Annotated in this window: 14 protein-coding genes; 9 read left to right on the top strand and 5 right to left on the bottom strand. The window is 73.2% G+C overall.

The annotated features are described in order from the left end of the window. Nucleotides 1-844: 844 nt before the first annotated feature. Nucleotides 845-1,774 (bottom strand): hypothetical protein, encoded by a 930-nt coding sequence (locus tag IH26_RS0102810; protein WP_030434501.1) that lies wholly within the window; start codon nt 1,772-1,774, stop codon nt 845-847. 215 nt (nt 1,775-1,989) lie between these two features. Between IH26_RS0102810 and IH26_RS55370 the strand changes: the two genes are divergently transcribed. From IH26_RS55370 to IH26_RS0102795, 3 genes are read left to right on the top strand one after another with little or no spacing between them, the layout of a single operon-like run. Beyond that, the gene (locus tag IH26_RS55370) at nt 1,990-2,829 is read left to right on the top strand and encodes an IniB N-terminal domain-containing protein (protein WP_051807323.1); all 840 of its coding nucleotides are present in this window, start codon (nt 1,990-1,992) and stop codon (nt 2,827-2,829) included. Between the two features lie 32 nt (nt 2,830-2,861). Further along, nucleotides 2,862-4,787, top strand: coding sequence for a dynamin family protein (locus tag IH26_RS0102800; RefSeq protein WP_084598576.1), 1,926 nt, complete (start codon nt 2,862-2,864; stop codon nt 4,785-4,787). Continuing rightward, nucleotides 4,784-6,157, top strand: coding sequence for a ribosome biogenesis GTPase Der (locus IH26_RS0102795; protein WP_034213394.1), 1,374 nt, complete (start codon nt 4,784-4,786; stop codon nt 6,155-6,157). Before IH26_RS0102800 ends, IH26_RS0102795 begins: the two co-directional genes overlap by 4 nt. 622 nt (nt 6,158-6,779) lie before the next feature. On the opposite strand, the gene IH26_RS0102790 is transcribed toward IH26_RS0102795, so the two are convergent. Beyond that, the gene (locus IH26_RS0102790) at nt 6,780-7,220 is read right to left on the bottom strand and encodes a RidA family protein (RefSeq protein ID WP_030434498.1); all 441 of its coding nucleotides are present in this window, start codon (nt 7,218-7,220) and stop codon (nt 6,780-6,782) included. Between the two features lie 40 nt (nt 7,221-7,260). On the opposite strand from IH26_RS0102790, the gene IH26_RS0102785 reads away from it, so the two are divergent. The 6 genes from IH26_RS0102785 to IH26_RS0102760 all read left to right on the top strand — a co-directional run bounded on the left by IH26_RS0102785 (nt 7,261) and on the right by IH26_RS0102760 (nt 15,145). Then, entirely contained in the window at nt 7,261-7,743 is a 483-nt protein-coding gene (locus IH26_RS0102785) for a cupin domain-containing protein (protein WP_030434497.1), read from the top strand. Further along, on the top strand, nt 7,740-8,663 hold the full coding sequence (locus tag IH26_RS0102780) for an acyl-CoA thioesterase (protein ID WP_051807321.1): 924 nt from the start codon (nt 7,740-7,742) through the stop codon (nt 8,661-8,663). Before IH26_RS0102785 ends, IH26_RS0102780 begins: the two co-directional genes overlap by 4 nt. After that, nucleotides 8,639-10,270, top strand: a complete 1,632-nt coding sequence (locus tag IH26_RS0102775; RefSeq protein ID WP_030434495.1) for an AMP-binding protein — start codon at nt 8,639-8,641, stop codon at nt 10,268-10,270. The genes IH26_RS0102780 and IH26_RS0102775 overlap by 25 nt, the downstream gene beginning before the upstream one ends. Then, the gene (locus IH26_RS0102770) at nt 10,267-12,627 is read left to right on the top strand and encodes a bifunctional salicylyl-CoA 5-hydroxylase/oxidoreductase (protein WP_030434494.1); all 2,361 of its coding nucleotides are present in this window, start codon (nt 10,267-10,269) and stop codon (nt 12,625-12,627) included. The genes IH26_RS0102775 and IH26_RS0102770 overlap by 4 nt, the downstream gene beginning before the upstream one ends. A 9-nt stretch (nt 12,628-12,636) precedes the next feature. After that, nucleotides 12,637-13,482, top strand: coding sequence for a PaaX family transcriptional regulator (locus tag IH26_RS0102765; protein ID WP_030434493.1), 846 nt, complete (start codon nt 12,637-12,639; stop codon nt 13,480-13,482). Between the two features lie 61 nt (nt 13,483-13,543). Beyond that, a complete protein-coding gene (locus tag IH26_RS0102760; protein ID WP_030434492.1) occupies nt 13,544-15,145 on the top strand; it encodes a methyl-accepting chemotaxis protein in 1,602 nt (533 codons plus the stop codon). Nucleotides 15,146-15,442: 297 nt separating this feature from the next. On the opposite strand, the gene IH26_RS0102755 is transcribed toward IH26_RS0102760, so the two are convergent. The 3 genes from IH26_RS0102755 to IH26_RS0102745 all read right to left on the bottom strand — a co-directional run bounded on the left by IH26_RS0102755 (nt 15,443) and on the right by IH26_RS0102745 (nt 20,978). Continuing rightward, a complete protein-coding gene (locus IH26_RS0102755; protein WP_030434491.1) occupies nt 15,443-17,680 on the bottom strand; it encodes a beta-L-arabinofuranosidase domain-containing protein in 2,238 nt (745 codons plus the stop codon). A 112-nt stretch (nt 17,681-17,792) separates the two neighbouring features. Then, nucleotides 17,793-18,731, bottom strand: coding sequence for a DMT family transporter (locus IH26_RS0102750; RefSeq protein ID WP_051807319.1), 939 nt, complete (start codon nt 18,729-18,731; stop codon nt 17,793-17,795). Nucleotides 18,732-18,809: 78 nt separating this feature from the next. After that, nucleotides 18,810-20,978 (bottom strand): putative bifunctional diguanylate cyclase/phosphodiesterase, encoded by a 2,169-nt coding sequence (locus IH26_RS0102745; protein WP_245664885.1) that lies wholly within the window; start codon nt 20,976-20,978, stop codon nt 18,810-18,812. Nucleotides 20,979-21,022 lie beyond the last annotated feature (44 nt).

Genomic DNA, 21,022 nt, shown 5'->3' with positions numbered 1-21,022 from the left:
GCCGACTGATAGTCCAGGCTTGGGTGGAGACGCAGCTCCGGGCCGGGACGCGGCTCGCCGCCCTCGGGCAGCAGGTGGCGCACCAGCGGCAGGACCGGGCCGCCGCGCGCGAGCTGGAGGTCGGCCAGCCGCTGCCGCACGTCGATCCGCTCGGCGATCGGGCCGAGCGCGGCCAGGGCGTGCCGGGCGAGCGGCGCCATCGTGCCGTCCGGGCCGAGCATCCCGGTGGCCTGGCCGGCCGCGACCAGCTCGGCCACCTGCCGGGGGTCACCGCCGAGCAGCTTCGCGATCAGGTCGTACGACAGCCCGGCGCCCGCCTCCACGGCGAGCAGCAGCGTGCGCAGGTCGGGCTCCAGCTCGCCGAGCTCGAGCGCGAACGGGGCGAGGGCGGCGGCGGGCACCCGGGCGGGCACGTCGCCGGGCCGGCCGGCAAGCGCGTCGGCCAGCCGGGCCACGTAGCGCGGGACGCCCGAGCTGAGCGCCGCCACGTACCCGGCGAGCGGCGCACCGACCCGCTGCTCGATCTCGGCGACGGTGAGCGCGGGCAGCATGACCGGCGGGCGCCGGCGCCGCAGCACCTCGGTCAGCGCGACCAGGCCGGACGGGCGCGGCCAGGGACGGTAGGCCACCACGATCCGGGCGTCCGGACGCTCGGCGTGCTCGCGCAGCTCCGCCAGCCGGGCCTCGCCGAGGCGGTGGGCGTCGTCGACGAGCACGAGCCGGTCGTCCGCCCGCTCCAGCTCGGCCAGGAGGGCGCTCTTGCCGAAGCCGCCCGGCGCGCACACCGCCGCGCGCAGCGGCACGGCCGGGTCGGCCCGCACCTCGCTCAGCAGGCCGGCGGCGCTCACCGGTCGCCCACCAGGGGTGCGGACACCTGGACGGGTGGGCGGGCCGGGATCTCGCCCGGGCCCAGCTCGGAGAGGCCCAGGCGGCTGTCGGTGATCGGGAGCAGCTCGGTGGGCAGGACGAGGGCCTCGGCGGCGGGGGCCGGCGGCACGGCGGGACGCAGCGACAGCGCCGTGCCCCGGGCGACGGTGAGCCACGGGTCGTCCTCCCGGATCACCGGCGCCGGGACCGCGTCGGCCAGCGCCGCGGTGACCAGCGGGTGCGCGGCGCCGCCCCCGGCCGGGAGCACCGCCGCCACCTCGGCGAGCTCGACCCGGGCGGCCCGGGCGGCGCGGTGCACCACGTCGAGCACCGCGGCCATCACCGGGACGCCGCTCTCGGCCAGGTCGTCGCCGCCGAAGTCGTCCGCCGTGGACACGCCGAGCACCTCCAACCGGCCCGCCTCGTCGGGGACGACCAGGGCGACCTCGACCGAGGCGCGGCCGATCCGGCAGGCCAGCGCCGGCCGGCCGGCGGTCACCGAGCGCCCGGTGGCCGCTCGGCGTACCACGGCGGCGGCCCGGCCGACCAGCACGACGTCGCTCATCCCCGCGTCGGCGAAGGCGGCCCGCAGCATGCCCACCCGGGCCGGCCCCCAGGCGCTGGGGTGGGCCACCGCGAGCCGCTCGGGCCCCGCCCCCTCGCGCGCCCAGATCTGGTCGGCCGCCGCCCGCGCCTGCTCGACCACCAGCGCCTGCGGCGTGATGAGCAGCCGGTCGCAGTAGACCGGCACGTCGTCGCCGCACCGGCGGAACAGCCCCGGCACGGCCGGCGGCGAATCCGTGGCGACCGGCTCGGGCGGCCCCCATCCGTCCGGCCCCGGGGCGCGCCGGCAGATCGCCGCCCAGGTGGTGGCGGATCCGACGTCGAGGCCAAGCAGGTACGGCAAGGGATGGCTCCTGATTCTCCGGATTCGGGACCCCATGTTCGTACCAGATCGGGCATCGGGGGTCTTCCCCCAAAATTCGTGGCGACCGATCCCCTAATCCCCTAACCCCGGCGCCGCCACGCGCCGCGTCGACAGGGGGACGCGCCCCGATGCCCGGCCCGGCGCCGCCCCCTAGCTTGGTGGCACACCACGAATCCGTGAGGAGTGCGTCACCGATGGAGTTTTCCCCGACGTTGCAGGACTTCGTCCTCAACCTGATCTACGACCCCGACGCCCGGTCGGCGTTCGAACTGGACCCGCACGGCGCGCTGGACGCGGCCGGCCTCGGCGACATCACCACCGCCGACGTGCAGGACGTCCTGCCGCTGGTGCTCGACAACGCGCCGCTGGGCGCGGTGCACGCGCCCGCCGGGCTGTCCCCGGTGGACGACGTGACGACCGGGGTGGCGCACCTCGACGTCGTCGGCGCGGTCTCCCAGCTCCAGGCGATCACCGCCCAGGTCGGCGGCGGGGTGTACTCGCACGCGACCGGCGACCTGAACGTCGCGGCCGCCGGGGTGGTGAGCACCGGGCTGAGCGTGACCGGCGCGTTCGACCCGGGCGTCCTGGGCGGGCTCAACACGGGCGGGCTCGACCTGTCCCACGACCCGGCCGCGGGGCTGGACTCGGCGGTGCACGCGCCGGTGGAGCACACCGTCACCGACGTGACGTACGGCGCGGACAGCGTGCTCACGCACGCGGGCGTCACCGGCACCCTGGACACCACGGTCAACGCCACGACCGGGGTGACCGGATCGCTCGGGATCGATTCCGGTGGCCTTGACGTCTCCGGGGTGCACGAGGCAACCTCTTCGCTGGCCGGGCACCTCGCCGGCGTGGACCACACGGTCGGCGGCCTGCTGCCCGACGGCACCGTGGACAGCGCCACCGGCGTCGTCGACCACCACGTGTCGAGCGTGACCGGGCTGCTCGGCGGCGCGACCCACCCGGCGGCCGAACCGGCCCCCGAGGCGGGCCACGACCTGCTCGGCGGGCTGACCGGGCTGCACTTCTGATCCCCGACCGAGCGGAGAGGACGAGCGTCACGATGGAGAGTTGGGAGACCGGACCCACGGCCTATGCGGGTCCGGTCTCCCCCGTCCGGCCGGGCCGGACGGAACTCGGCGCCCTGACGCCGGCGCCGCTGTGGCTCGACGTCCTCGACGCGACGATCCGGACCTGCACCGAGCACGGCCGCCCGGACCTCGCCGGCCGGCTGTGGCAGCGCCGCACCCAGCTGCTCGACCCGAGCCTGCGGGTGCTCGTCGTCGGGGCCGCCCGGCAGGGCAAGAGCCAGCTTATCAACGCCCTGATCAATGCACCGGTCTGCGTGACCGGGGAGGACCGGGGCACCGCCGTGCCGACCGTGGTCCGGCACGCCGCGGAGCCGACCGCGCAGCTGATCCGGCGCGAGGCGGCGGACGCCGGGTGGCCGGCCGACGCGGGGCCGAACGACCGGGTGCTCCTCGCCCCCGACCGGCTGGGCGACGCGCTGGCCGAGACGCTGGCCGGCCAGCCGGCCGGCTCGATCGAGCGGATGCACGCCGACGTGGGCCTGCCCCGGACGCTGCTCGCCGCCGGGCTCCAGCTGATCGACACGCCGCCGCTGCCCGGGCTGCCGGCCGGCGGGACCGCCGCGCTCGCCCGGGCCCGCGAGCTGGTCACCGGCGGGCGGGCCGACGTGCTGCTGTACGCCTGCGACGCCGAACGCGAGCTGACCGGCGCCGAGCTCGCCGTCCTGGCCGACCTCTCGCTGCTGCTGCCCGGCCTGGTGGTGGCGTTCACGAAGACCGACTACGCCCCGGACTGGCGGCGCGGCCTCGAGGCCAACCGGATGCGGCTGGTGCAGGCCGGGGTGCGGGCCACCGTGCTGCCGACCTCGGCCGCGCTGCGCGTGCACGCCACCCGGACCGGCGACGGCGCGCTGAACGACGAATCCGGCTTCCCCCGGCTCATCGCCCACCTGCAGGCATTGCTCGCGGCCAAGCCGGAGCGCCTCTCCCGGGCCGCGGTCGGCCTGCTCGGCCGGGCGGTCACCGACGAGCTGGCCGCCCCGCTGCGGGAGAGCCGGCGGGCGGAGGACGGCGGGTCTGACGCGGCAACCCGGCTGCACGAGGCCCAGCGCCGGATGGACGAGCTGCGCAAGTGCACCACCCGCTGGCAGAGCCGGCTGGCCGACGAGGTCGGCGACCTGATGTCCGACATCGAGCACGACCTGCGCGAGCGCACCCGGGCCGTGATCGCCCGCGCCGACGAGGTCTTCACCGAGTCCGATCCGCTGCGCGTCTGGGACGACTTCGAGCCCTGGCTGCGCGAGGCGCTGACCGAGACGGGGCGGACCAGCCTCGACTGGCTGGGCGAGCGGGCCGCCTGGCTGGCCCGCGCGGTGGCGGCCGAGTTCCCGCCCGAGCTCGGCCACGTGCTGCCGTCCTGGGTGCCGGCCGTGCCCGGGGACCTGCCCAACCGGGTGACCGAGCTGGACAGCCCGCACGTCGACCGGTTCACGCTGAGCCAGAAGGTGTTCACCGGCCTGCGCGGCTCGTACGGCGGGGTGCTGATGTTCGGGCTGGCCACCAGCCTCACCGGGATGTCGCTGATCAACCCGATCTCGCTGAGCGGCGGCGCGCTGTTCGGCGGCAAGAGCATCCGGGAGGAGGGCCGGTCGCTGCTCAAGCGGCGGCAGGCCACGGCGCGCGCCGCGGTGCAGCGGCACGTCGACGAGATCTTCATCGGGATGGCGAAGGACGCGAAGGATTCCGTACGCCGGATCCAGCGCGCCCTGCGCGACCACTTCACCGCGGTCACCGAGGACCTCCAGGACGCGATCGTCGAGTCGCTGCGCACCGCCAAGGTCGCGGCCGACCAGGACGCCGCCGCCCGCGAGACCCGGGCCCGCCGCGTCGAGCAGGAGCTGATCCGCCTCGCCGGCCTGCAGAAGCAGTCCCTCGCCCTGCTCCAATCGCCGGCCGCATGAGGGCAGGCCTCGAGCAACGGGCGGGTGACCTGCTCGACCGGGCGGCACAGGCGTTCCGCGGGCACACGCGGGCTGAGGCCTGGCTGCGCCACCATCGCGCACGCCTCGGCGAGCCGCTCCGGCTGGCCGTCACCGGTGGACCGCGGTCCGGCAAGTCCACCCTGGTCAACGCGCTCATCGGGGAGGACGTCGCGCCGGTGGCGGGAAATGCGGAGGCGGTCTGGTTCCACGACGGGACGCAGCCGCTGGCCCGGGTCTTCCCGGAGGCCGCCCCACCGTTCACGGCCCCGCTGGAGCGCGCCGCCCGCCGGGGCCACACCGTCGCGCTGCCGGAGAGCGGGATCCGGCAGGTGGTGGTCGAGTGGCCGTGCCGGGCGCTGCGGCGCACCCGGTTGCTGGAGACCGCCGAGGAGGTGCCGGCCGAGGCCGACGCGGTGCTGCATCTGGTGCGGCACCTCGGGGACGACGATCTGGCGCCGCTGCGGGCGGCCGGTGCTCACCCCGTACACACCCTGGTTTTGCTCTCCCGGGCCGACGAAATGGCCGGCGGCCGGACGGACGCCCTGCTCACCGCCAAGCGCATCGCCCGCCGCAGGCGAACCGACCCGCGGACGTCCGCCGTCTGCCAGGACGTGCTGGCCGTCTCCGCGCGGATCGCGCATGCCGGGCGGACGCTGCGCGAACAGGAGTACGCGACCGTCGTCGCCATCGCCGGGCTGCCACGCCCGGACGCCGAACCGCACCTGCTGTCGGCCGACCGCTTCACCGGCGCCTCGTTCCCGTCCGCGATTCCCGCCGGCCGACGAGCGGACCTGCTCGCCCGGCTCGGCCTCGGCGGCGTCCGGCTGGCCGTGACGCTGGCCCGGACCACCGCCCGCTCGCGCGCGGAGCTGGGTGACCAGTTGGCGCGGCAGAGCGGGCTGACCGAGCTGCAGGCCTCGATCAGCGACCTGCTCACCACCCGGCGCGGCGTGCTCAAGGCCCGGGTGGCCCTGGTCGCGCTCGAGCACCTGCTGCGCGCGGAGGCCCACCCCGCCACCGGCCACCTGGCGGCCGAGCTGGAGCTGCTGCTGGCCGGCGCGCACGAGCTCCGCGAGCTGCGCCTGCTCGCGGCGCTGCGCACCGGCCGGGTCGCGCTCCCCGGCGACCTCGCCCTGGAGGCCCGCCGGCTGGTCGGCGGCGACGGCGGCGCGCACTGCGAGCGCCTCGGCCTCGACCCGCAGACCCCGCCGGAGAAGCTGTGGCCGGCCGCCGAGTCGGCCGCGGCCCGCTGGCACGAGCAGACCACCGCGGCCGCCACCGCCGCCGGCCGCCGCGCCGCCGAGGTGGTGCTCCGCAGTTGCACCGCGATCCTGGACGACCTGGGCTGAGAACGACCCGGGCTGGCTCGCCATGGCCCTGGGGGCTGCGTGGTTGCGCTGGCGGGGCCGGCCGGCTTGGTGGGTGGCCGCGCTGCTGGCCATGGCGCGGGGCTGCGTGATTGTGCCTGGCGGGGCCGGTCGGGCTTGGTGGGTGGCCGGGCTGCTCGCCATGGCCCGGGGGCTGCGTGGTTGCTGCCCGTGCGGCCGGCCGGGCTTGGTGGGTGGCCGGGCTGCTCGCCATGGCCCGGGGGCTGCGTGGTTGCGCCTGGTGGGCCGGTCACGGTAGGCGATATGCGGCGAATGCCAGGGCACCAGGCAGCGCAGGGACGATCTTCGCGGCAACGATGAAGGGGTGCTGTTCGCCACGAACAGCACCCCTTCATCGTTGGCTGGCCGTCGGTGAACCTTGATGCGTATCTGTTTGCCACGAACCGCAAGTCATCACCGTCGTGGCCGGCCGCCCACCATGCTCGGCCGGCCGCACGGGCAGCAACCACGCAGCCCCGGGCCATGGCGAGCAAGCCCGGCCACCCACCAAGCCCGACCGGCTGCACGTATTGCCCATCGGCTCGGGCAGGGCGAGATCTGCGAGGTCGGTCATGCGCCGCAGCGTAGGTCGCCGCCCGGCCGGTCAGGCGGGTGTCTCGCGCGATCCGGATGCGGAGCGCGTCAGGCGACTGTCGGGAATGACGGCGACGCCGAGGATCTCGATCAGTGCCTCCGGCTGCCACAGGCTCGTGCAGCCGACGCCGGCCATGGCGGGGTAGACCGGGCCGGCCAGCTCGCGCCAGACCTTGCCGATCTCCTTGCCGTGCGCCTGGTAGTCCGCGATGTCGGTCAGGTAGATCGTGATGCTCACCAGGTCCTCCGGCGCGCCGCCGGCCTCGCGCAGCGTGGTGAGCACGTTGCCGAACGCCTGGCGGAACTGCTCGACGATGCCACCGGGAACGATCTTCATTTCGGCGTCCAGCGCGGTCTGGCCACCCAGGTAGAGGGTGTTGCCGCTGAGGGTGCCGTGCGAATAGCCGCTGGGCGCGGGCAGGGCGGCGGGGTTCACCGGGATCGGGGTCATGGGTATTGACTTTATCTGACGGCCGTGAAAAATACGAGATATGGAGCCGGACCTCAGCAAGTACGTCCTGGAAGGCGACAACTCGATGTACCGGCTGCCCAGCGGCCTGGTAGCCCCCGTGGTGACCCGCTGCGGCCGGGAGAACGCGAACACCGCCGACTCGGGCGGCGCGGTCCGCGTGTCGGGGGTGAGCATCCAGCACACCCCGGCCACCCGGCTGTGGTTCGGGAAGGTGCACAACGACCCCGGCTACCGCTCGGTGACCCACCACCACGGCGAGGCCGAGACCGGCGGCTATGTGCTCTCCGGCCGGGGCCGCATCTACTTCGGCGAGCGCTTCGAGGACTACGTCGACCTGGCGGCCGGCGACTGGGTGTTCGTGCCGCCGTTCATGCCGCACGTCGAGTGCAACATCAGCCGGACCGAGCCGCTCACCTGGCTGACCACCCGCACCCCGGAGAACATCGTGGTCAACCTGCCCGACGTCGCCGACGAGGACCTGCCCGACTGGGTCGACCGATGAGCACCTCGGAGATCGTCACCGCGGCGCTCACGCTGAAGCCGGTCGAGGCCGAGCACTTCGACGAGGCGTACGTCGGAACCACCCAGCCCTGCCCGTGGCCGAAGGCGTACGGCGGCGACCTGGTCGGCCCGGCCACCGCCGCGCTGGCCCGCTCGGTCGGCGGCGACCGGTCGCTGCACTCGATGCACAGCTACTTCCTGCGCCCGGCGGACATCGGCGCCGAGGTCCGCTACGAGGTGGAGCATCTGCGTGACGGGCGCGGCTACTCGACCCGGCACCTCCGGGCGTACCAGTCGGGCAAGGTCGTGTACGCGGCGATGGCCTCCTTCCACGTGACCGAGGCCGGCGACACGTTCGAAAGCGCCTTCCCCGACGGCGTACCCGACCCCTCGTCGTTGCCCAGCGCGGCGGAGTACCTGCGGGACGAGCCGGTCGACGCCGCGTCCAAGGTGTACTGGTCGGGCGGGCGCGGATTCGACATGCGGCACGTGCCCGGCCCGGTCTACCTGCGGGTCGAGGGCTCCCGCGAACCGCACCAGGCGGTCTGGGTCAAGCCGTTCGACCCGCTGCGGCCGGTCGACGGCCTCACCCGAGACCAGCTGCACACCGCCGCGCTCGCGTACGTCTGCGACTACACCATCCTCGAGCCCGTCCTGCGCGTGCTCGACCGGCCCTGGGACCAGGCCGGGCTGGTGACCGCCAGCCTCGATCACGCGATGTGGTTCCACCGCCGTGGTTCGGTCGACGACTGGCTGCTGTACGCCCAGGACGCCATCGCCGCCGACGGTGGCCGCGGCCTCGGCACCGGCCGCTTCTTCACCCGGGACGGCCGCCACCTGGCGACCGTCGCGCAAGAGGGCATGATCCGCGCCGCGTCCGGAAAGGACAAAAGCCTGTGGCCTCGCCATCCGCCCACGTAGACACGTTCACCCGCGACCACCTGCCGCCGGCGCACCGCTGGCCGGCCATCGAGTTCACCCTGCCCGAGCTGCGCTATCCCGACCGGCTCAATGCCGCGACCCACCTCATCGACCGTCCGGTGGCGACGTTCGGCCCGGACCGGCCGGCGCTGCGCACCCCGGACGGGGAGACCTGGACGTACGGCGAGCTCCAGCAACGGGCGAACCAGGTCGCCCAGGTGCTCACCGAGGACCTCGGCCTGGTGCCGGGCCAACGGGTCATGCTGCGCTCCCCCAACAACCCGTGGACGGTCGCGGCGTGGCTGGGCGTGCTCAAGGCCGGCGGCGTCGCGGTCACCAGCATGGCCGCGCTGCGGGTCCGGGAGATCGCGCCGATCGTCGAGCGCACCCGCCCCGCGTTCGCCCTCGTCGACAACCGCTTCCTCGAGGACGTCCAGGCCCTGGACGACCCGTCGATGACGATCGTGGACTACGCGACCCTCGCGGCCCGGGCCGGCCGGAAGCCGGGCCGGTTCGAGAACGTCGGGACGGCCGCCGACGACGTCGCGCTGCTCGGCCCGACCTCCGGCAGCACCGGCGCGCCGAAGATCACCATGCATTTCCACCGCGACCTGCTGTCCATCGACCACACCTTCGGGCGGCACGTGCTCCGGCTCGCCCCGGACGACCTGGTCGCCTGCTCCGCGCCGCTCGCGTTCACCTTCGGCCTCGGCTCGCTGGTCGTCTTCCCGCTGCGGGCCGGCGCGTGCGCGCTGCTGACCGAGGCGGCGACGCCGGTGCAGATGGCCGAGCTCGTCGCCCGCCACGGCGTGACCGCGCTGGCCACCGCGCCCACCGCGTACAAGACCGTCCTGCGCGCGGGCCGGGAGCGGGACCTCGCCGGCTTGCGGGTGGCGGTCTCCGCCGGCGAGCACCTGCCGCGGTCCACCTGGGAGGAGCTGCGCGACCGGCTCGGCCTGCGGGTGGTCGACGGCATCGGGGCGACCGAACTGCTGCACATCTTCATCTCCGCGGCCGGCGACGACATCCGCCCGGGCTCGACCGGCCGGCCGGTGCCGGGCTGGCGGGCCACGATCCTCGGGCCGGACGGCCGGGAGCTCGGCCCCGGCGAACCGGGCCGCCTCGCCGTCATCGGGCCGGTCGGCTGCCGCTACCTGGACGACGAGCGGCAGCGGGCGTACGTCCATGAGGGTTGGAATGTCACCGGTGACACCTTCGTCCGCGACGACGACGGCTACTTCTTCTACCGGTCGCGCACCGACAACATGATCGTCTCCTCCGGCTACAACATCGGCGGCGCCGAGGTCGAGGCGGCGATCGGCACCCACCCCGACGTGGTCGAGTGCGCGGTCGTCGCACGGCCCGACAGCGAGCGCGGCTCGGTCGTCTGCGCCTTCGTGGTCCTGCGCGCGGGCGCGACCGGGGACGCGGTGAAGGCGAAGGAGATCCAGGACCACGTGAAGCGGACCCTGGCCCCGTACAAGTACCCGCGCGACGTGCGCTTCCGCGATGCCCTGCCGCGCAACGCGAGCGGGAAGCTCCAGCACTTCGTGCTGCGCGGCATCGTCGAGGCCGAGCAGGCCGAGCAGAAGGAGAAGGTCCGTTGAAGGTCGCGATCGTCGGCGGCGGCCCGGGTGGGCTCTACTTCGCCGCGCTCATGAAACAGCTCGACCCGGCGCACGACATCACCGTCTGGGAGCGCAACGCCCCCGACGACACGTTCGGCTTCGGCGTGGTGTTCTCCGACGAGACGCTGGGCGGCATCGACAACGCCGACACCGAGTTCGCCGCCGCCATGGCCGGCCGGTTCGCCCGCTGGACCGACATCGACATCCACTTCCGCGGGGTCAGCCACACCGTCGGCGGCCAGGGGTTCGCCGCGATGAGCCGTAAGGAACTGCTCGGCCTGCTCCAGCGGCGGTGCCGGGAGCTCGGCGTCACGCTGCACTTCTCGACGCTCGCCCCGGACACCGAGGCGCTGCGCGCGACCCACGATCTGGTACTGGCCGCCGACGGCGTCAACTCCGCGATCCGGGCCGCGCACGCGGAGGTCTTCGGCCCCACCCTGGACCGGCGCCGCAACAAGTACATGTGGCTCGGCACCGACCTGGTCTTCGAGGCGTTCCAGTTCTTCATCAAGCAGACGCCGTGGGGCACCATGCAGGTCCACGGCTACCCGTATTCCGGCGAGGGCTCGACCTTCATCGTCGAGATGCACGAGGAGGTCTGGCGGCGCGCCGGCTTCGACGATCCGGCGCTGCCGGCCGGGGTCTCCGACGAGCGGGCCGTCGCGCGGCTGCGGGAGATCTTCGCCGACGAGCTGGCCGGGCACGAGCTGCGGGCCAACAACTCCAAATGGCTCAATTTCACGACCGTACGCAACAGGCACTGGCACCACGGCAACCTCGTGCTCGTCGGCGACGCCGCGCACACGGCGCACTTCTCGATCGGCTCGGGCACCAAGCTGGCCATGGAGGATGCCCTCGCGCTGGCCGCCTGCCTGCATGAGAACCCCGACATCGAAACCGCCTTGACCGCGTACGAAGCGGAGCGTCGCCCGGTGGTGGAATCGACCCAGCGGGCGGCGCAGGCGTCCCTCGAGTGGTTCGAGAACATCGGGCTGTACGTCGGCCAGGACCCGACGACGTTCTGCTTCAACCTGCTGACCCGCTCCCGTCGCATCACCTACCAGAACCTGCGTACCCGTGATGCCGCCTTCGCCGATCGGGTGGACGCCGCCTTCGCGGCCGCGCACCGGCTGGACACGGTCGCGCCGGCGATGTTCCAGCCGTTCCGGCTCGGCCGGCTCGAGCTGAAGAACCGCGTCATCGTGTCGCCGATGGACATGTACGCGGCGGTCGACGGCATGCCGGACGACTTCCACCTGGTCCATCTGGGTTCCAAGGCGATGGGCGGCGCCGGGCTGGTGATGACCGAGATGGTCTGCGTGTCGCCGGAGGGCCGGATCACGCCGGGCTGCACCGGGATCTGGACCGGTGAGCAGCGCGACCGCTGGGCCCGGATCGTCCGCTTCGTGCATGAGCGCAGTACCGCGCGGATCGGGCTGCAGCTCGGCCACTCCGGGCGCAAGGGCTCGACCCGGCTGATGTGGGAGGGGATGGACGACCCGCTGCCGGCCGGCAACTGGCCGGTCCTCGGCCCGTCCGCGCTGCCGTACGGCCCGGACTGCCACGTGCCCCGGGAGGCCACCCGCGCCGACCTGGACAAGGTGGTGGCGGATTTCGTCGCCGCCGCGCGCCGGGGCGCCGAGGCCGGCTTCGACCTGCTCGAACTGCACTGCGCGCACGGCTACCTGCTCTCCTCGTTCCTGTCGCCGGTGGCGAACCGGCGCACGGATGAGTACGGCGGTTCGCCGGCGAACCGGCTGCGGTTCCCGTTGGAGGTGTTCGACGCCGTGCGTGCCGTCTGGCCGGCTGGACGGCCGATGAGCGTGCGGATCTCGGCCACCGACTGGATCGAGGACGGCAACACCGAGCACGACGCGGTCGAGATCGCCCGGGCCTTCGTGGCGCACGGCGCCGACGCCGTCGACGTCTCCTCGGGCCAGGTCGCCAAGCACGAGCGGCCCGCCTACGGCCGCTCGTACCAGACGCCGTTCGCCGACCGGATCAAGCACGAGGTCCCGGGTGCGGCCGTCATCGCTGTGGGCGCCATCGCCTCGTACGACGACGTGAATTCGATCCTGCTGGCCGGACGCGCCGACCTGTGCGCGATCGGCCGCACCCACCTGTACGACCCGCACTGGACCCTGCACGCCGCGGCGGAGCAGGAGTATCGGGGCGCCGCCGCGGACTGGCCGGTGCAGTTCCAGGCCGGCCGCCGCAAGCCGCCGTCGTCCCGCACCGACGCCGTCCGGCCGCGGCTGTCGCTGCTCCGCCCGGCGGTCGCCGGGACCGACACCCACCTGCGCTGGAGACCGCACCGTGAAGTGGCGCTCAGGTAGGGTACGGCCATGACGGCGGAGGTGGCGACGGCGCCCGCACTGACCGGCCGCGACACCCGGCTCGCCCAGCTGATCATCACGATCTTCGCGCTGTACGCGCGGGCCGAGAACAACTGGCTGTCGGTGGCGTCCGTGGTGCGGCTGATGGCGGATCTCGGCGTCGACGGCCAGGCCGTACGCTCCTCGATCTCCCGCCTGAAACGACGGGGCGTGCTGTGCAGCGAGCGGCACGACGGCGCGGTCGGCTACTCCCTCGACGGCCCCACCCTGGAGATGCTCGCCGAGGGCGACATCCGCATCTTCGAGCGGGTCCGGGCGGTCGCCGCCGACGGCTGGCTCGTGGTCGTCTTCTCGGTGCCCGAGTCCGAGCGGGAGAAGCGGCACGCGCTGCGGACGAGCCTGACCCGGCTCGGCTTCGGCACGGCGGCGCCCGGCGTGTGGGTGGCGCCGGGCAACCTCGCGGCGGAGACCCGGCGGACCCTCGAGCGGCGCGGCCTCTCCGGCTACGTCGACATCTTCACCGGCGACTACTTCGCCTTCGGCGACCTGCGCTCGAAGGTGCCCCAGTGGTGGGACCTGGACGACCTGACCGCCCTGTACGAGGACTTCCTGAGCCGGCACCGCCCGCTCCTCGAACGGGTCACCGCGAGCGGGGCGACACCGCGGGAGGCCTTCGGAATGTACGTGCCGATGCTCACCGAGTGGCGGCGGCTGCCGTACCGGGATCCCGGCCTGCCCCTGGAATTGCTGCCGCCCGGCTGGCCCGGCGTGACCGCCAGTGCCCTCTTCGGCGAGCTGAACGCGGCGCTCGGCGCGCCCGCCCGGGAGCACGCGCACGCGGTCATGCACGGCTGAGCCGGATTAGAGATTTTTCGAATCAGCCCCGGTGCCGCGTGGTGCGGACAACTGTATGGTCATGCGGGGCAAACTGGGCGGGTCGTTCGACGATGTCAGCGTCAGCGTCAAGATCGTTTCGGCGGTGGTCACCGCGGTCGTGGTGACGGTAGCAGTCGGTGTGCTCGGCCTGGTGCGCCTCCGGGACAGTAGCAACGCCGCCCAGCTGATCTACAACAGCAACGTTGCCAACATCAAATTGGTCAGCCAGCTGAAAGCGGCGATCTACCAGGCCCGGCTGGCCGCGGCGAACCAGATCGGTTCCATCACCGCCGCCGACGTGACCAAGTACACGGGCGCGTTCAACACCAAGGCGGCCGAGTTCGACGCGGCGATGGCCAAGTATCAATCCAGCAACCCGGCCGGCGACCCGAACACCATCGACCAGCTCAACACGGCGTGGCAGCAATATCTGTCGCTGGCGAAGACCAAGCTGCTGCCCGCCGGGGCGAGCCACGACCTCGGCACCTGGGCGACGGTGCGCGACAACGAGACGAACCCGGTCGTGGCGAAGGTCGATGAGTACCTCACCGAACTGGACGCGGCCGAGACGGCCGACGCCGCACGCAACGCGGCATCGGCCAAATCCGGGTACCAGTCGGGCAGCCGGATCTCGATCGTCGTCATGATCCTCGGAGCGGCACTGGCGCTGGCCGTCGGCCTGCTGGTGGCGCGCCGGATCGTCACCTCGCTGCTGCGGGTCAAGGGCGTCTGCGACACGCTGGCCGCCGGCGACCTCACAAGGACCTCCGGGGTCACCTCCCGCGACGAGCCCGGGCAGATGGCCCAGGCCCTCGACGTCGCGATCGGCAACCTGCGCGAGACCGTGCAGACCATCGACACCTCCGCGGCCTCGCTGGCCAGCGCCACCGAGCAGATGAGCAGCACCGCCGCGCAGATCGCCGGCTCGGCGCAGGAGGGCTCCACCGAGGCGCAGGCCGTCTCGTCCGCCGCGGACGAGGTCTCCCGCAGCGTCGAGACCGTCTCCGCCGGCAGCGAGCAGATGGGCGCCTCGATCCGGGAGATCTCCCAGAACGCGGCCGAGGCGGCCCGGGTCGCCGCGGACGCGGTGGCGCTGACCGCCACCACGTCGCAGACCATGACCAAACTCGGCGACTCCTCCGCCGAGATCGGCGACGTCGTGAAGGTCATCACCGCGATCGCGGAGCAGACGAACCTGCTGGCGCTGAACGCCACCATCGAGGCCGCCCGGGCCGGCGACGCGGGCAAGGGCTTCGCGGTGGTGGCCTCCGAGGTCAAGGACCTGGCTCAGGAGACCGCCCGGGCCACCGAGGACATCTCCCAGCGGGTCGAGACGATCCAGGCGGACACCAGCGGCGCGGTCGCCGCCATCGACCAGATCTCGCAGGTCATCGCCCGGATCAGCGACTTCCAGACCACGATCGCCTCGGCGGTGGAGGAGCAGACCGCCACCACCGCCGAGATGAACCGCAGCGTCAGCGAGGCCGCCGCCGGCACCACTCAGATCGCCCATAAGATCACCACCGTCGCCCGGGCCGCCCTGATCACCAGCGAGGGCGTCGCCGAGACCCAGCACGCGACCAGCGAACTGGCCCGCATGTCCAACGACCTGAGCGCCCTGGTCGCCCGCTTCCGGTACTAGACATCTTCGCGCTCGAGGTGAGCGCGCACTCTTCTGTACCGGGCGGATGGTTCGCTGTCGGCTTGGTGGATGGCCGGGCTTGCCGGCCATGGCCCGGGGCTGCGGCGGGGCCAGCCCAGCTCAGTGGGTGGCCGGGCTAGCTCGCCATGGCCCGGGGCTGCGTGGTTGCTCCCGGCGGGGCCGGTCGGGAGCAACCACGCAGCCCCGGGCCAAGGCAAGCAAGCCGGCCGCACGAGCAGAACAGCGCACACCCGCCAACCGCCACATCTCGCCCAAACCTTGAGCCCCGAAAGATGTCTAGCTCACCAAGATCCGGTCGAAATCGGGGGCCCAGCCGCTTGGGTTGCCGAAGCGGATGGTGTTGGTGCCCGCGTTGAGCTGCAGCGACACCGTCACCGAGCCGATCGTGTCCCAGCCGCCGGTGCTCGGGGTGCTGACCGAGACCGCGGTGCCGCCGTTGGCGCTGACGGTTGTGGACCTGTTCTCGCCCGAGGCGTAGTAGACGGTCACCTGTCGGGCGCCCGCCGCGCTCGCCAGCACGTTGTTGAACTGCAGGTAGTTGCCCGCGCCGCCGCCGACGTAGCCGACCAGCGCGCCGCCCGAGGCGCCGGCCGAACCGCGTGCGGCGGCCTGGCCGGCCAGGGTGTTGCCGCTCGCCTCGGCCTCGTACGACGTGCCGGGCTGGCCGCCGCCGGTGAGCTTCCAGTACACCGTGTACCGCTGGTGGTGCATCTTGTAGAACGGGATCAGCGAGACCGCGCCGGTGCTCGCCGCGCCGGTGAAGTGCAGCGCGTTGGCCGGGTCCGGGGTGAGGCTCGCGGTCTGCAGGGTGGGCAGGTTGCCGCCGAGGTCGGTCGAGCCGTACTCGCCGGCCAGCACGATCGCGCCGTACTGAGCGGCGCCGATGCCCGCGTTGTCGTTGGCGCGCGGGAAGGTCAGCGCGGCCGGCACGGTCAGGTCGACCACGTCGCCGGAGGCCCAGGTCCGGTCGATGGTCAGGTAGCTGCCCGGCTGGGCCGTGACGCTCTGGGTCGTGCCGTTCACCTTGACGGTCATGCCGGTGGTCCACGACGGCACCCGGATCTTCAGGGCGATGTGACCCGTACCCGTAATGGTGATCTTGCTGGTCGAGGCGGCCGGGAAGGTGGTGTCCTGGCGGACCGTGATGCCCCGCCCCGGCCAGGTCAGCGTGGAGGCGATGAACAGGTTCACGTACAGCGTCTCGCCGCTGGAGAAGTAGATGCTGTCGGCGAACTTGGTCTGCGACTCCATGCCGGTGCCGTGGTCGCAGGTGAAGTCGTCGTAGTCGTTCGAGTACGTCTTGATGCCGCCGGCCCGCAGCGGCGTGTAGTACGTGACGAAGCCGTGGCTGGAGTTCGGGTCCTGCTCGCCGAGGATCTGGTTGAACAACGCCCGCTCGTAGTAGTCCATGTAGTCCGTACGACTCGGGTCGGTGAAGAACAGCTGCCGGGTCAGTTTGAGCATGTTGTACGTGTTGCAGACCTCGCAGGTGCTGTCGGAGAGCTCGGTGGAGATCCGATCCGGCGCCTTGAAGTACTCGCCGTTGGAGTTGCCGCCGATCACGTAGGTGTGATGCGCGGTCACGATGTCCCAGAAGTTGCGGGCGATGTCGCGGTACCGGCTCGTCCCGGTGGCGTGGTACTCCCGGATCGCGCCGAGGATCTTGGGGATCTGCGTGTTGGCGTGGAAGCCGGAGAGCTGGTCGCTGTCGGCGGCGAGCGGGTCGAGGATCTGCGCGTGGTCGAAGCGCTGGGCGGTGGCCAGGTGGCTGGCGTCGCCGGTGACCTGGTACAGGTTGGTGAGCACCTCGGGCATGCCGCCGAACTCGGTACGCAGCGCGTTCTGCATCTGGGTCGTGCTGAGCGGGTCGGTACGGGTCTTCACCCACGCCGCCATGTTGGTGAGCACGGTCAGCGCCTGGCCGTTGCCGGCCAGCAGGTACTGGTCGAGCAGGCCCGCCATGATCTTGTGGATCGTGTAGTACGGCGCCCACACCGACTGGCCGCTCTCCAGCCGGTCGAAGAAGTTCTCCGGGAAGGCCGACAGGTAGCCGGCGTGGTAGCCCCGGCTGGGCGAGGCCGCCTGGCATGCGGCCAGGGCGTTGACGATGTAGTCGCCCTTGGTCCGGTAGGACGCGGTGCCGGTGTTCGCGTACGCCTGGGCCAGCCCGGACATCAGGTGCCCGGTGGAGTGCCCGCGCAGCTCGGTGTCCGGGCTCTCCCAGCCGCCGCAGGGCTGCGCCGAGCTGGCGATGCCGGCGTTGGTGCGGAAGGTGTGCAGCAGCCGGTCGGCGTTCACGAAGTCGAAGTACGCCAGGGTCCGGGTCATGTTGTCCCGGAACGGGCCCGGCAGCAGGGAGACCGCCGTGAGCGGAAACGCGTACAGCGACACACCCGTGTCCGGTCGGGTCGCGGCGACGGCGGGCGCCGACCGCGTCACGCCGACGGCCGCACCCGCCGCGACGACGCCGGCGGCTCGCAGCAACGCCCGCCGGCCGAGAGTGAAGTCACGCATCGCTCGGTCCCGCTTTCCTCGAAAACCTTTTCACGAAAGCTATCAGCACATCGGCCGATGTCAATAGTCGCGGATCTTTCTTGCCTGACAACTGCCTTGCCGATGAACAGATTCAGGATCGAAAGGTTTTCGGCGGCGAGCCGAGGACGGTCGCCACGGCGACCAGCGCGAGGCCGGCGCCGAGAAACACCGGGAGCCCGGGCCGGCCGCCCGGCCCCGGCGCGACCGCGTCGATCGCCACCGCCCCGAGCACCTGACCGGCGATCAGGCCGAGCCCGAGCAGCAGCGCCCCGGTGTGCCGGACGACGCCGACCCCGATCGCGATCACCACGAGGCCGATCACGCCGCCGAGGAACCACCACGGCGCCGGCAGCACACCGGCCGGCCGGCCGCGCACCGCCACGTCGCCGCCGAACGCCAGGACCAGGCCGGCGGTGCCGACCACCGCGTTGACCAGCACGGCCGGCGCGACCGCCCCGGCCGCCTGCCGGACCCGGCCGTTGACCGCGCCCTGCACCGCGAGCCCGGCGCCGGCCAGCACCGCCAGCAGGACCAGCGCGACCGGCACCCCGGCCCGCGGCCGGCCGGCGGCGGCCACCGCCACCGCCACGACCGCGAGAGCCGCGCCGATCAGCCGGGCCCGGGTGAGCGGCAGCCGGCCGCCGGGCGCGAGGCCGGCCCGGTCCACCAGCAGAGCCCCGGCGGACTGCCCGGTGACCACGGCGACGGTGAAGACCGCCAGGCCGAGCCCGGCGACGCTGACTCCCTGGGCGGTCACGTAGAGCGCGCCGCACGCCCCGCCGGCGAGTTCCCAGGGGCGGAGCCGGACCGCGCGGCGCAGTCCGGCCCGGACACCGGCCCGGAACAGCAGCATGGAGACGAGCAGCAGCGCCGAGCCGTTGGACACGAGCGCGGCGGCCAGGCCGTCCCGCAGCTGACCGGCCAGCCCGCTGTTCACCCGCGCCTGCACGGCCGCGAGGATGCCGGCGGCGACGGCCGCCAGCACCCCGAGCGCGGCTGGCCGGCCGCGCAGCCTGGTCAGCCCCGCCACTCGTGGATCATGCCACGATGCCCTCGCGGGCCAGATACCTGGCGCGGGCCCGCGGCGACGCCGGACGAGTCCGGCCGCTCAGGCCGCCGCGATCCGGCTTTCGGCGGCCATCAGGGCCATGCAGTCGTCGGCCGGCATCGGCTTGGCCATGAGGAAGCCCTGGCCGTACGGGAATCCCATGTCCCGCAGCCGGATCAGCTGGTCCCGCGCCTCGATGCCCTCGGCCACCGCCTTCAGGCCCAGGTTGTCGGCGAGCTGCGCGACCGCCGCGGCGATCGCGTGCCGGCCACGGTCGGCGTCCGCGGCGATGCCGTCGACGAACGACTTGTCGAGCTTGAGGACGTTCGCCGGGAAGGCACGCAGCAGGCTCAGCGACGACTGGCCGGTGCCGAAGTCGTCCAGGGCGAGCTGGACGCCCATCTCGTGCAACTGCTGCAGGGTCTGCTTGACCTCCGGTCCGTCGACCACGGCGGACTCGGTGACCTCGAGGACGAGGTTGCCGGGCGCGAGGCCGGCCTCCGCGAGCACGGCGGCGACCGTGGCGGCGAAGTCCGGCTCGCGGAGCTGGCGGACCGCGACGTTGACGTTGATCGCCTCGATCGCGCCGCACGGCAGCTCCGCCCGCCACCGGGCGAGCACCGTGCAGGCCTCGCGGAGCACCCAGGCGCCGAGCGGCACGATCAGCCCGGACCGCTCGGCGACCGGGATGAACTCGGCCGGGGAGACCGGGCCGCGGACCGGGTGGTGCCAGCGGACGAGCGCCTCCGCGCCGTGCATCCGTTCGGTGCGCAGGTCGAAGACCGGCTGGTAGAGCAGCCGCAGCTCGCCGCGGGCGATGCCGTCGCGCAGCTCGCCGGCGATCCGGGCGTGCTCGGTCATGTCCTGCCGCATCCGCGGGTCGTACCGTACCCAGCCGGCCTTGCCGCCCTCCTTCGCGGCGTACATGGCGATGTCCGCGTTGCGCAGGACCTCGTCGGCGGACTCGCCCGGGGCGGCGGTCGCGATGCCGATGCTGGCGTGCAGCATGAGCTGGTGTTCGGCGGCCTGGACCGGTTCGCTCACGGCCTGCAGGGCACGGCCCGCGGCCCGCTCGGCCTCGGCCGTGCAGTCGGGGGCCAGCAGGACGGCGAACTCGTCCCCGCCGAGCCGGGCGGCCACCTCGCCGGGGCCGCAGATGTCGTGCAGCCGTAGCCCGATCTGCTGGAGCAGTTGATCGGCGGCGGACGGGCCGAGCGTGTCGTTGATCAGTTTGAAGTCGTCGACGTCGATCATCAGCACGGTCGCGGACCGGCCCGCCTGCAGGCGCTCGGTCAGGGCCACGCCGAACGCGGTACGGCTGGGCAGGCCGGTCAGCGAGTCGCTGAGCGCGAGCCGGCGGATGTCGGCCAGCGCCGAGGTGTTCTCCCGTACGGTCAGAAGTTGCCTTGCCACCAGGATCGCCGCGGTGAGCACCGCGCCCACGATCACGGCCCGGCCGCGGGTGTCGAGGTCCCGGGCCGACACGGTGATCACCAGCGCCGCGACCACGGTGACCGCGAGGTACTGCAGCGGATCGGCCAGGGCCCGCCGGCTCCCCCGCTCCCAGCGGCGCACGGAGCCGGCGTCGACCAGCGACTGCCGCAGGGCGGCCCCGCACATCACCAGGCCGACCAGGGGATACCCGACCACCGAGAGCAGCATCATGCCCATCGGGGTCCCGCCGAGGAACACGATCACCGCGGCGAGCCCGACCATCGGGGTCAGCGCGAGGACGGTCAGCGCCCCCTTGTCGATCCGCCCCTGCGGGCTGACCGCGGCCTTGCCGAAGACGACCAGCGCGAGCAGGCAGCCGACGCCGACCACCGCGGCCGTGGCCCGGGCGGCCACCGGCGGGCCGGCCGCCGCCTCGTCGAGCAGGGCGTAGCCGAAGAACACGCCGCCGGACACCGCCACGGCGGCGCCGTCGAGGACGAGACGTACCCAATCGAAGGTGCTGCGCTGGTTGAGCGGCACGTGCCGGAACGCGAGCATCGCGAGGTTGAGGCTGACCAGGGTCGGCGCCGCCTCGTAGAGCGGCATGCCGGAGTCCCCGCGGGCGGCCGCCACGATCGCGGCGATGGTGCTGACGAACAGCGCGGCGGCCGAATACGACCACAGGCGCCAGAAGCCGCGCACCGCGCCGGCCGTCCGCTCGCCACGGCTGACCCGGTAACAGGCGATCGTGGCCGCCAACAGCACGACCGATCCGCCGAGGTTGCCGAGAACCATCTGGTCAGGATGGCGAATCACCAGCCACACCGCTACCCACGCGA

Source organism: Actinoplanes subtropicus, from assembly GCF_000721705.1.
GTDB classification, from domain to species: Bacteria; Actinomycetota; Actinomycetes; order Mycobacteriales; family Micromonosporaceae; genus Actinoplanes; species Actinoplanes subtropicus.
The sequence above is the reverse complement of the archived record's forward strand: the minus strand, read 5'-3'. Positions and strand labels throughout refer to the sequence as shown.

Bases quoted from the DNA above. Each gene is read 5' to 3' on its own strand.
- IH26_RS0102745 (WP_245664885.1), bottom strand. From the start codon at position 20,978: ATGGTTCTCGGCAACCTCGGCGGATCGGTCGTGCTGTTGGCGGCCACG.
- IH26_RS0102800 (WP_084598576.1), top strand. From the start codon at position 2,862: ATGGAGAGTTGGGAGACCGGACCCACGGCCTATGCGGGTCCGGTCTCC.
- IH26_RS0102765 (WP_030434493.1), top strand. From the start codon at position 12,637: ATGACGGCGGAGGTGGCGACGGCGCCCGCACTGACCGGCCGCGACACC.
- IH26_RS0102785 (WP_030434497.1), top strand. From the start codon at position 7,261: ATGGAGCCGGACCTCAGCAAGTACGTCCTGGAAGGCGACAACTCGATG.
- IH26_RS0102795 (WP_034213394.1), top strand. From the start codon at position 4,784: ATGAGGGCAGGCCTCGAGCAACGGGCGGGTGACCTGCTCGACCGGGCG.
- IH26_RS55370 (WP_051807323.1), top strand. From the start codon at position 1,990: ATGGAGTTTTCCCCGACGTTGCAGGACTTCGTCCTCAACCTGATCTAC.
- IH26_RS0102755 (WP_030434491.1), bottom strand. From the start codon at position 17,680: ATGCGTGACTTCACTCTCGGCCGGCGGGCGTTGCTGCGAGCCGCCGGC.
- IH26_RS0102760 (WP_030434492.1), top strand. From the start codon at position 13,544: ATGCGGGGCAAACTGGGCGGGTCGTTCGACGATGTCAGCGTCAGCGTC.
- IH26_RS0102790 (WP_030434498.1), bottom strand. From the start codon at position 7,220: ATGACCCCGATCCCGGTGAACCCCGCCGCCCTGCCCGCGCCCAGCGGC.
- IH26_RS0102780 (WP_051807321.1), top strand. From the start codon at position 7,740: ATGAGCACCTCGGAGATCGTCACCGCGGCGCTCACGCTGAAGCCGGTC.